This is a genomic window from Sphingomonas phyllosphaerae 5.2 (assembly GCF_000419605.1).
GTDB lineage: Bacteria > Pseudomonadota > Alphaproteobacteria > Sphingomonadales > Sphingomonadaceae > Sphingomonas > Sphingomonas phyllosphaerae_B.
In genome coordinates this window covers 641,411-652,500 of sequence record NZ_ATTI01000001.1, presented here as the reverse complement: position 1 = coordinate 652,500, position 11,090 = coordinate 641,411, and the positions used below count along the sequence as shown (strand labels likewise).

At 69.0% G+C, this 11,090-nt stretch carries 9 protein-coding genes (1 of these 9 cut by a window edge); 4 read left to right on the top strand and 5 right to left on the bottom strand.

Annotation, left to right across the window (positions count from 1 at the left end; translation table 11 throughout):
• The 3 genes from SPHPHY_RS19055 to SPHPHY_RS0103130 all read left to right on the top strand — a co-directional run.
• Positions 1 to 1,807: the 3' portion of a DUF3772 domain-containing protein gene (locus SPHPHY_RS19055; protein ID WP_022685260.1), read on the top strand. It extends 554 nt beyond the left edge of the window; 1,807 of the gene's 2,361 nt are visible here — the last part of the coding sequence; the start codon falls outside the window, past its left edge; the stop codon is at positions 1,805 to 1,807.
• Positions 1,808 to 1,910: 103 nt separating this feature from the next.
• Positions 1,911 to 3,824: a putative bifunctional diguanylate cyclase/phosphodiesterase gene (locus SPHPHY_RS19050; RefSeq protein WP_022685259.1), complete on the top strand. Its 1,914-nt coding sequence runs from the start codon at positions 1,911 to 1,913 to the stop codon at positions 3,822 to 3,824.
• Positions 3,825 to 4,113: 289 nt separating this feature from the next.
• Positions 4,114 to 5,319 carry an MFS transporter gene (locus tag SPHPHY_RS0103130; RefSeq protein ID WP_022685258.1) on the top strand — a complete coding sequence of 402 codons (1,206 nt, stop codon included), beginning with the start codon at positions 4,114 to 4,116 and terminating at the stop codon, positions 5,317 to 5,319.
• 146 nt (positions 5,320 to 5,465) lie between these two features.
• Here the strand turns inward: SPHPHY_RS0103130 and SPHPHY_RS0103125 are convergent, their stop codons facing one another.
• From SPHPHY_RS0103125 to SPHPHY_RS0103115, 3 genes are read right to left on the bottom strand one after another with little or no spacing between them, the layout of a single operon-like run.
• The gene (locus SPHPHY_RS0103125; RefSeq protein ID WP_022685257.1) at positions 5,466 to 6,257 is read right to left on the bottom strand and encodes a LysR family transcriptional regulator; all 792 of its coding nucleotides are present in this window, start codon (positions 6,255 to 6,257) and stop codon (positions 5,466 to 5,468) included.
• 4 nt (positions 6,258 to 6,261) lie between these two features.
• A complete protein-coding gene (gene apaG, locus SPHPHY_RS0103120; protein WP_028056432.1) occupies positions 6,262 to 6,660 on the bottom strand; it encodes a Co2+/Mg2+ efflux protein ApaG in 399 nt (132 codons plus the stop codon).
• Between the two features lie 14 nt (positions 6,661 to 6,674).
• Complete coding sequence (locus SPHPHY_RS0103115; protein WP_022685255.1) at positions 6,675 to 7,880, bottom strand: trans-sulfuration enzyme family protein; 1,206 nt, start codon at positions 7,878 to 7,880, stop codon at positions 6,675 to 6,677.
• 58 nt (positions 7,881 to 7,938) lie between these two features.
• Between SPHPHY_RS0103115 and SPHPHY_RS0103110 the strand changes: the two genes are divergently transcribed.
• On the top strand, positions 7,939 to 9,243 hold the full coding sequence (locus tag SPHPHY_RS0103110) for a glycosyltransferase family 39 protein (protein WP_022685254.1): 1,305 nt from the start codon (positions 7,939 to 7,941) through the stop codon (positions 9,241 to 9,243).
• Positions 9,244 to 9,255: 12 nt separating this feature from the next.
• Here SPHPHY_RS0103110 and leuB read toward each other — a convergent pair whose 3' ends face one another.
• Both leuB and recO read right to left on the bottom strand, forming a co-directional pair.
• Positions 9,256 to 10,308, bottom strand: coding sequence for a 3-isopropylmalate dehydrogenase (gene leuB / locus SPHPHY_RS0103105; RefSeq protein WP_028056430.1), 1,053 nt, complete (start codon positions 10,306 to 10,308; stop codon positions 9,256 to 9,258).
• Positions 10,309 to 10,337: 29 nt separating this feature from the next.
• Positions 10,338 to 11,069, bottom strand: coding sequence for a DNA repair protein RecO (gene recO / locus SPHPHY_RS0103100; protein WP_028056429.1), 732 nt, complete (start codon positions 11,067 to 11,069; stop codon positions 10,338 to 10,340).
• Between the last annotated feature and the right edge of the window lie 21 nt (positions 11,070 to 11,090).

Sequence of the window (11,090 nt, the reverse complement as noted above, 5' to 3'; positions counted from 1 at the left end):
CGACGCGATCGGGCGCGCCGGGTCCGGTGCGGTGCCGTGGCCGGCGTTGCTCGGGCTGATCGCTGCACTGGCGATCGCTGGCCCGGCCCGCGCCGCCGCGCTGCGCTTCGGCCAACGCTTCCTGATCGAAGGCGCCCCGGGCCACCGCGTTCGCCGCTCCGCCGCCGCGCTGTGGCGGGTATTGGTCGGCACGCTCGCGCCGTTCGCAGCGATCGCGCTGCTCACCGCCGGGCTGCGCTGGTCGCGGTTGCTGCCGGGCGGCTGGGACACGCTGGGCGACGCGCTGACCGTTGCCACGACCTACGCCTGTTTCGCTTCGTCGGTGATCGGTGCGCTGCTGATGCGCAGCCAGCCGAGCTGGCGCGTGGCGCCGATCGCCGATGACGTCGCGATCGAGCTGCGTCCCTATGGCTGGCTGCTCGCCGCCATCGCCTTCCTCAGCTACATGCTGGAGGCGTTCAACACCGCCGTCGGCGCCAGCCCGGCCGCGCAGAGCGCCACGCACGTGGTGGAGATCATCCTCCATCTCGCGCTGCTCGCCGGCGCGCTGCTCGCGCTCGGGCGGCTCCGTGCGAACCGCGCGGAGGAGGAGAGCGCCGCGCCGGCACGCACCGGGCTCGGCGCGGTCGCGCTGCTGGCGTGGATACTCGCGATCGCCACCCTGTTCGCACTCCTGCTCGGCTTCCTCGGCTTCGCACTGTTCGTGATGCAGCTGATCGGATGGGGGCTGGTGCTCGCCTCGGTGACCTACCTGCTGATGGCCGCGGTCGACGACATGGCGGTCACGCTGTTCGCGCGCGACAGTGCACTGGGCCGCGCGATGTCGCGTGGGTTCGGGCTGCGCGGCGCGGTGGTCGACCAGTTCGGCGTGCTGCTCTCGGGCATCTCGCGGCTCACGCTCGCGCTCGTCGCGCTCGGGCTGTTCTTCGTGCCGTTCGGCGCAGGCGGCGGGATCGGCACGTTCCTCGCACGGCTCGGGCTGCTGGCGCAGGGCGTCCAGGTCGGCGGCATCGCGGTCTCGCCGGGGGCGATCATCCGCGGGCTGGCGGTGCTGTTCGTCGGACTGGCGCTGGTTCGCGCCTTCCGCCGCTGGCTTGAGGACAAATACCTGCCGGCCACCGATCTCGACGGGTCGGCGCGCAACTCGGTCGGGCTGGTCGCGCGCTACGTCGGCGTCGCGCTGGCGGTGATCTGGTCGCTCGCCTCGCTGGGGATCGGGGTCGAGCGGATCGCGCTGCTGCTGTCCGCGCTGTCGGTCGGCATCGGCTTCGGTCTGCAGGCGATCACCTCGAACTTCGTTTCCGGACTGATCCTGCTGGCCGAGCGCCCGATCAAGATCGGCGACTGGATCCGCGTCGGCACCGACGAGGGCGATGTGAAGCGGATCAGCGTGCGTTCGACCGAGATCACGCTGGCCGATCACTCGACGCTGATCGTCCCCAATTCGGAGCTCATCACCAAGTCGGTACTGAACAAGACCCTGGCCGGTCCACTCGGCCGCATCCAGATCCAGTTCTCGGTTCCGCTGGAGGCCGATGCCGACCGGGTGGCCGCGATCGTTGCCGAGACGTTCGCGGCCGAGCCGGCAGTGCTCGACGATCCGAAAGCGGCGGTATTCGTCGACTCGATCGCCGACGGGCGAATCTTCTTCAACTGTTTTGCGCACGTCGCCTCGCCGCGTGCTGCCTATAGCGCGCGCAGCGCCATCCTCACCGTCCTGCTACGCCGCTTCCGCGCGGACGACATCGATATCGGCACGGTGCCGCAACGGATGGAGTTGATCGGGCGTGGTCCGGAACAGCCTTAGTGGCTCGCTAACAGTTTCCGCCTAAACACCCGTATTGGCACCGATAAACGGGGGTTTCGTGCGAACGGGATGGGGATGGCGATTGTACCGCTGGTACGTCGGCATGGGAAACGATTCCCGGCTGGCGGTGGCGCAGGTCGCCGGTCTCCGTCGCCAATTGCCGTTCCTCTACGCGTTGCTGATCGTCAACTCGCTGGCGATCGCGCTTACCCACCGCCACAACATGCCTGTCTATCTCAGCACGGGCATTCCGGCGGCCCTGCTGTTCCTCAGCGCGATGCGCCTGCTTCACTGGTGGCGGCACGCACGCCACCCTGATCCGCCGAACCCGGCGCGCGCACAGCGCCAGCTCCGGCTCGTCACGCTGCTCGGCGCGGTGATCGCCTGTGCGTATGTCGCGTGGGCGCTCGCGCTGTTTCGCTATGGCGGGGCGGTAGATCAGGCGCACGTCATGATCTATCTCACGACCACGACGATCGGGTGCATCTTCTGCCTCGCGACGGTGCCGCAGGTCGCGCTGCTGGTCGGGCTGATCGTGATTCCGTCGTTCATCGGCGCGTGCCTGCTGCGGCAGGACGTGATGTACACCGTGATCGCGGTGAATGTCGCGCTGGTACTGGTCGTGCTGCTGCGCGTGCTGTTCAACGGCTTCGATCATTTTCGCCAACAGGTCGCTTCGCAGGCGCGACTCAACCGCCAGCATGGCGAGCTGATCCGCCTGAACGCCGAGAACGAGCGGCTGGCGCGCACCGACAGCCTGACCGGGCTGCCCAATCGCCGCCGTTTCCAGGACGATCTCGATGAACTGGTGCGCAGCGGCACTGCGGGGCCGTTCGCGGTCGGGCTGCTCGATCTCGACCGGTTCAAACCCGTCAACGACACCTTCGGCCATCACGTCGGCGACATTCTGCTGGTCCGGCTGGCCGAACGCATCGCCGGATTGCTGCACGGCGGCGCCACCTTCTACCGGCTGGGCGGCGACGAGTTCGGGCTGCTGGTGCCGGGCGAGGCGTTGATCGCGGGGGCGATCGGGGCGCGCATCTGCCAGGCGCTGGAGGAGCCGTTCGCGATCGGCGAGCTGACCATCGCGGTCGGCGGCTCGCTCGGGGTCGCGCTGTTCCCCGGGTCGGGCGTGCTCGCCACCGACCTGTTCGACCGTGCCGATTATGCGCTCTACCATGCCAAGCGCGTGCAGGGCGGCGGGCTGTGCCTCTTCACGCATGACCTGGAAAGCGCGATCCGGCGCGACCGCGCGATCGAGGCGGCGTTGCAGGCGAGCGTGTTCGACGACGAACTCCAGTTGTACGGCCAGCCGATCGTCGGGGCGCGTACCGGCCGCGTCGAGGCGATCGAGCTGCTGGCGCGCTGGCACAGCCCGCTGGTCGGCGAGATCGCACCCGCCGACTTCATCACCGTCGCCGAACGATCCACGTTGATCCACGCCATCACGCTCGCGGTGTTCCGCAAGGGGCTGGCCGCGGCGCGCACGCTGCCCGATGCCGTCGCACTGTCCTTCAACATCTCGGCATGCGACCTGCATTCGCCCGCGACACTGGCGGCGATCGAACACGAACTGCTCGCCTCGGGCATCGCGCCGTCGCGGATCTGGGTCGAGGTCACCGAGACGGCGGTGATGCGCGAACCCGCGGTCGCGGCGCGGATGCTGCAACGGCTGCGCGGGCTCGGCATGAAGGTGGCGCTCGATGATTTCGGCACCGGTCATTCCAGCCTCAGCAACCTCCACCAGCTCCCGCTCGACAAGGTCAAGATCGACCGCAGCTTCATCGAGGGCCTGCGCGAGAAGCGTGGCTCGTCGGTAGTGGAGGCGATGCTTGGACTGTGCCGTGCGCTCTCGCTCGATTGCGTCGCGGAGGGGGTGCAGACCAGCGAGCAGCTGGAGGGGTTGCTGCGCATGGGCTGCGAGCATGTGCAGGGCTTCCTCTTCGCCGAGCCGCTGCCGATCGCGATGCTGCCCGAAGTGGTGCGGATCATGGGCCGCCGCGACGCCGTCACCTAGACTAGGCGGGCGAGCTTGCGCTTTCCGCTCCGCCCGGCGCCGCGACCGGGCGGAAGCGATCATTGCTTACATCGGCGCGCGCGGGGGCCACTACGCCGTCATCATCGCAAACTTGGCGGAGCCATACAGCGCCGAACCACGACATCCCGCATCGCTTGGCTACACACGCGCCGACGACGATCGGCTCACCTGCCGTTTTCTGCTCATCGTCCAAAGGCTGCCGAACGAACCCTTCACGAATCCAACGCACTGGCACCCGAGGCCCGGCGCGCTATCCTGCGCCCCTCACATGATCCGCTCCCGCCCCCCCGCCTCGCACCGGCTGCTCGCCGCCTTTTCGCTCGCCCATGCCGGCGCGGTGATCGGTTATCTGCCGCTGCTATCGCTGCTGCTGCCGCTCAAGGTCGCGCGCCTCGCCGGAGAGGCGCGGATCGGCTGGCTGACCGTCGCAATCGTCGGCGGCGCGATAATCGCCAGCGCCGGCAATATCTTGTTCGGCTGGCTGAGCGACCGCTCGCTGGCGCGCGGCGGCGGACGGCGCCGGTGGATGGCAGGCGGTGCGGCCCTGCTGGGCGCAACCTTCGCCACCATCGCGCTCGCCGACCGCCCAGTGACGCTGATCGCGGCGGTGCTGTTGTTCCAGCTTGCCGTCAACGCGATACTCGCGCCGATGATGGCGATCATGGCCGACGAAATCCCGGACGACCAGCGTGGTTTGGCCAGCGGGCTGCTGGCGCTCGGCCCACCCGCGGCCGGTGCGGTCTCGGCGCTGCTCGTCGCCGCCCCCGGATGGGGCGAGCCAGCACAGCTCGCGCTGCTCGGCACGCTTGCCGCGGCCACGCTCGTGCCGCTGCTGCTGGTCCGCGGCGCTCCTGTCGCGCCCGACGCGACTCCCCGCCCCGCCAGCGCCCCACGCGAGCTGTTCGTGGCCAGCATCGCGCGGCTGCTGGTGCAGGTCGCCGGCAGTGCGCTGTCGCTCTACCTCCTCTATTACTTCCAGAGCATCTCCGGTCCGGTCGCCCCCGCGCTGCTGGCCGCGCGGGTCGGCACGTTGCTGACGATCAGCTACATTCTCCCGCTTCCGGTCGCAGTCCTTGCCGGACGCCTTTCGGACCGCGCCGCACATCGCACGCCGTTCCTGTTCGGCGCAGCCGCGCTCGCGGCCGCCGGTCTGCTCACGATGGCGATCGGCGCGCACCCCGCGGCGGGCGCGATCGGCTTCGTCCTTTACTCGATCGCGGCGGCGGTGTTCCTCGCGCTCCACGCCGCTTTGGCGGTCCGCCTGCTCCCCGATCCGCGGCACCGTGGCCGCGACCTCGGACTCATCAACCTCGCCAACACGCTCCCGGCGCTACTCGGGCCGTTGCTCACCTGGACACTGGCGACCCCGCACGACTTTACCGCATTGCTGCTCGTTCTCGCCGCCCTGACGCTCGCAGGAGGCCTCGCGATCCTTCCGCTCCGCCGCGGCGCACCGCGATCGCTGCGCGCATAGCGGCGGCAGGCGCGCGCACGCGATTGGAAACGCACCGGAAGAAAGCGACATGCTCCCGCCGGACGAGCCGTCGCTGCCTCCGCCGAAAGACACTTGCCCACCCAGCGAACGACGCCGTGCTCGGACTTGACCCAACGTCGGGCTACCTAGCGGCCCAGCGCCTCGACCAGCGCCTGCACCTTCCGCTGCCGCCACTGCGGTGTCGGCGCGACCAGCCAGTAACCGATCCGCGACGGCTGGGCGTCGCCGACCACCACCACGCGTCCGGCAGCAATATCGCGCGCGGCGAGCATCTCCGGCACCGTCGCGCGCCCCAGCCCCGCTGCGGCGGCGTCGATCGCCAGTCCCGCATCGCCGACCCGCACCAGCGCGGCACCATCCGTGTCCGGAGCGCCCGGCCACTGGATCGCCGTCGCCGGTCCGCCGCCCGCGCGCGCGACCGTCACCAGACCATCGCTCTCGATCGCCTCGCCCTCGTGCGCACCGGGCCCCTCGCCCCAGCGGATCGCAAGGTCCAGGTTCGCCTCGGTGAAATCCATGCCCTCGTCCGCCGCGACCAGTGCGAAGCGCAGATCCGGGTCCAGCGCCGCGATCTCGGCCAGCCGCGGCAACAACCACTTTTCGGTCACGTCGCGAGGGGCAGCGATCGTCAACGACTTGGAGGATTGCCCGGCCTGCATCGCACGCACCGCTTCCTCGAACTCGAGGAACGCCTGCCGCAACGGCGCCAACCCCGCCTCGCCCTCTGGCGTCAGCTCCAGTCCCTTGGTCGTGCGCCGGAACAGCACCACGCCCAGCGTATCTTCCAGCGCCCGAATCTGCTGCCCGACTGCCGCCGGGGTCACCGCCAGCTCATCGGCGGCGCGCGTGAACGACAGATGGCGTGCGGCGGCATCGAGCACGCGCAGACCATTCAGCGGCAGGTGCGTACGCTTCACCGGGTCACTCCGCCTCGGCCGGCGCCAGCAGCGCGAAGCGCGGGATCGCCGCATCGAACACGCGCCCGTCGGCCGCCACCATCCGGTAACTGCCCTGCATCGCACCGCTCGGCGTCGCAAGCGGACAGCCCGAAACATAGTCGTAGCTCGCACCCGGCTGGATCACCGGCTGCTCGCCGACCACGCCCTCGCCCTCGACCGTGTGGCGCGCACCCGCACCGTCGGTGATGATCCAGTGCCGGGTCAGCAATTGCACCGGCCCTGCGCCGTGGTTTTCGATGCGGATATGATAGGCCCAGAACCACCGGCCTCGCGCCGGCTCCGACTGTTCGGCGAGATAGCTGACCGACACGCGCACCGTCACCGCCTCGGTGGTCGCGGCGTCCGGGAACAGCGCCCCGATGCCGGGCGACCCGCTCACAGTCCGGCTCGTCCCAATGCGCGATCGAGGTCGTCGATCACGTCGCGCGGGTCTTCCAGTCCGACGTTCAGCCGCAACAGTCCCTCCGTCACCCCCATCTCGGCACGCGCGTCCGCCGACACACCGTAATGGGTGGTCGACGCCGGGTGGGTCATCAGGGAGCGCGAGTCGCCGATGTTGTTAGAGATGTCGATCAGCTCCAGCCCGTTGAGCAGCGCGTGCGCCTGTGCACGGTCCGCCACCTCGAATGCGAAGATCCCGCCCGCCGCGCTCATCTGGCTCATCGCCAGCTCGTGCTGCGGATGGCTCGGCAAGCCCGGGTGCAGGACTCGCGGCACGCGACCTTCCAGGAAACGCCCGACCTCGATCGCATTCTCCGATTGCCGGCGGATGCGCAGGTCAAGCGTCTCCAGCCCCTTGAGCACCACCCACGCGTTGAACGCCGACAGCGTCGGCCCGGTGTTGCGCGTGAACGGCAGCAGCGTGTTGGTGATGAAATCCTCGGTCCCGCACACCGCACCCGCCAGCACGCGGCCCTGGCCGTCCATCATCTTGGTCGCGGAATAAGCGGTCACGTCGGCGCCGAACTCCATCGGTCGCTGCAGCGCCGGCGTCGCGAAGGCGTTGTCGACCACGCTCACGATCCCGCGCTCGCGCGCGATCCCGCACACGGCGCGCAAGTCCACGATGTCCATCGTCGGATTGGCAGGCGTCTCGAAGAAGAAGACCTTGGTGTTGGGCTTCACCGCGTCCTGGAATGCCTGCGGGTCGCGCGCATCGACGGTGGTGGTGCTGATCCCGAACTTGGGCAGCAGCGTATCGACCAGCCAGCGGCACGAACCGAACGCTGCGCGCCCGGCCACGACATGGTCGCCCTGTTGCAACTGGCACAGCAGCACCGCCGTCATCGCCGCCATCCCGGTCGCCATCGTACGGCACGCCTCGGCGCCCTCCAGCAACGCGATCCGCTTTTCCAGCATCTCGACGGTCGGGTTCTGTAGCCGCGAGTAGGTCATCCCCTGCTGCTCGCCCGCGAAGCGTGCCGCCGCGTCCTCCGCACAATCGTAGGCGTAGCCCGAGGTGAGGAAGATCGCCTCCGACGTCTCGCCATATTCTGATCGCGCCGTGCCGCCGCGAACCGCGAGAGTCGCCGGACGCCAGGCTTGCGTGATCGACCGATCCTGTCCGCTATGCCGCTTCATGCGCCCGCTTTGCCCCTACCGGTCCGGCAGAACAAGGGGGCAGCACCGACAAACCGCCTTGTCGGCGTGGGCAGGGCGCGCCACGGTGCTCCCGGCGCGGGGTGGCGTCGACGGCTGGGGAACGTGGATCGTGCATGTCGGACAAAGGAGCCGGTCGCCGCACGTGCTGGCGCTGCTGATCGCGCTCGCCGCAGAGTTGATCTTCCTCTTTCACCTGTCCGTACCCACCAAGCCGGTTTTCGACGAAGTCCATTATCTCCCCGCCGCACGCGCGCTCCTCACGCTGTCGGGGCCGACCAACATCGAGCATCCATTGCTCGCCAAGGAACTGATCGCGCTCGGGATGAAGCTGTTCGGCGACGGGCCGTTCGGCTGGCGCATCGCGTCCACGCTGGCGGGCAGTGCCACCATAGCTGGGGTCTTCGCGTTCACGCATCTGCTGACCGGGCGCACACGGGCGGCCTTGCTCGCCACCACCTTCGCACTGCTCGGCTTCACGATCTACATCCAGGCGCGGATCGCGATGCTGGACACCTTCATGGTTGCTTTCCTGCTATGGGGCATCGTCCTGCTCGCCGGAGCATGCCGTGCCGGCAGCATCGTGAAATGGAGCGCGGGCAGCGTGTTGCTGGGGTTGGCCACCGCCTGTAAATGGGCCGCCGCGCCTTACGTTGCCGCCGCGGCGGTGACGTTCCTGGTGATGCGCCGCGAACGTCCCGCGCGCTGGCCGGGGCTGGGCACCTTCCCGGCGCTCGCGCTGCTTGGCGGACTGTCGGTCGCCAGCTACTTCCTCACCTTCGCGCCCGCCTTCTTTTACGTCAACGACGCACTGACTTTGACCGCCCTCCCCCATTTCCAGTGGGATATGTACCTGCGGCAGACGCAAAAGCTGCCCGCGCACACCTATCAGTCCAACTGGTGGACATGGCCGCTGATGATCCGCCCGATCTGGTACCTTTACGAGCCGGTCGACGGCGCGCAGCGCGGCATCCTGCTGCTCGGCAATCCGGCGGTGATGTGGGGCGGGTTGGTCGCGGTGGCTGCGGGATATGCCGCGTGGGTGAAGAGCGGCGTGGCGCGCCTGCTCGCCCCGGCGGCGCTATGGACCTTCTCGGTCGCGATCTTCGCGATTATCCCGAAGTCGCTCGGCTTCTATTATTACTACTACCCGTCCAGCGTGCTGCTGTGCGTAGCGCTCGCGGTTGCAATCGATCATCACCGCGCCGCACTCGGCCGCTGGATCGAGCTCTATCTGCTGCTGGTCTTCGCGCTGTGGCTCTACTTCCTGCCGGTGATCAGCGCCGAGCCGCTCGCCAACCCCGCCGCCTTCCGCCGCTGGACGTGGTTCGCCAGCTGGGTCTGACCGCTGGCGGCGTCAAAGCGCCGCCAGCACCGCCTCGCCCATCGCGCGCGTCGAGGCCGACCCGCCAAGGTCGGGCGTCCGCACGCCCGTCGCGAGCGCCGCCGACACCGCCGCCTCGATCCGGTCCGCCGCCTCCGCCCTCGCCAGCGAGTGGCGCAGCATCATTGCTGCCGACAGGATCGCCGCGCATGGATTTGCCTTGCCCTGACCGGCGATATCCGGTGCCGAGCCATGGATCGGCTCGTACAGTCCCTTGCCGGCCGCATCCAGCGATGCCGACGGCAGCATCCCGATCGACCCGACGCACATGCTCGCCTGATCCGAGAGGATGTCACCGAAAAGGTTGCCGGTTACGATCGTGTCGAATGCGCCGGGATTACGCACCAGCTGCATCGCTGCATTGTCGACGTACATGTGCGTCAACGCGACGTCCGGGTAATCTGCCGCGACCTCGATCACGACATCGCGCCACAATTGCGAGGTTTCCAGCACATTTGCCTTGTCGACCGAGCACAGCTTGCCGCGCCGCTTCGTCGCGGTCTGGAATCCGACATGCGCGATGCGCCGCACTTCGCTTTCGTCATAGCGCATCAGGTCATGCCCCTCGCGCAGCCCCGTCTCGGTGGTGCGACGCCCCTTCGCACCGAAATAGACGTCTCCGTTCAACTCGCGGACGATCACCAGGTCGATCGCATTGGCGACCTCCGGCTTCAGCGTCGAGGCATCCTCCAGCCCCGCGAACATCTTGGCGGGGCGCAGGTTGGCGAACGTCTGCAAATGCTTGCGCAACCCCAGGATCGCTTGTTCGGGGCGCAAGGGGCGCTCAAGCGAGTCGAACGCCGGGTCGCCGACCGCGCCGAACAGCACCGCATCGGCGCGCTTGGCCAGCGCCAGCGTGTCGTCTGGCAACGGGTGCCCGCTCGCGCGATAACCCGCACCGCCGACCGGCGCCTCCTCGAACGACAGCCCCAGATCAAGCGCGTCGAGCACGCGCCGCGCCTCCGCGGTCACTTCGGGGCCGATCCCGTCGCCGGGCAGAATTGCGATGAGGTGCTTGCTGGTCATGGCCGCACCGCATGCCGCGGGCGGACGCATCACGCAACCGCCCTGTGCAATCGCTCCAGCAACCGCTCGCGCGCGGCCAGCGGATCGCGCCGCCGATCGATCAGCAGGTCACGTGCCAGGAAGTGGCCGGTGATCGCCAATGCCTCGATCACCTCGGCCCCTGTCGCGGCGCCGCCATCGCGCAGGAATGGCGGCAGTGCGAACAACCGTGCCTCATACCCCGCCGCCGCACCGCGGCACACCGCCGCGCCACTCTTCGGGCTGACGAACGCCAGATCGTCGGTCGTGCCCGTGGCGATACATGCCGACAGGTCCAGCCCGAAGCCCAGTTCCGCCAGCACCAGCAGTTCATACCGGGCCAGCGCCGCCGCCCAGCCGCGTGCGCTCGGCGCGGCTTCGACCGCGTCGAGCACCGCGCCCAAAGCATCGTAGAGTTGCGGATACGGTTGCGCCTCGGGCAACGTGGTGGCGGTGAGCGCCGTCACCCAGTCGAGCGCGGCCGCGGAGAGCGCAAAGCCGTGCAGGCCTGCACGGCTTTGCACTAGCTCGACGGTCAACGCCGCCAGCTGCTCGTCGGTACGCGCCCTCCACTCGCCCCGCACTGCATTGCCGGGCTGCAGCACCGGCCGCAGCCGCCGCGCATGCCCGCCGCGCACATAACCGGGCTGTACCCCATCCACGCGCGTCAGTGCCCGCGCCACCGCCCCATGCTCTCCATGCGCACGCACCGACAGCAGGATGGCGTCTGCGATCAGGTGCACCAATACGTCCCTGACGTTCGC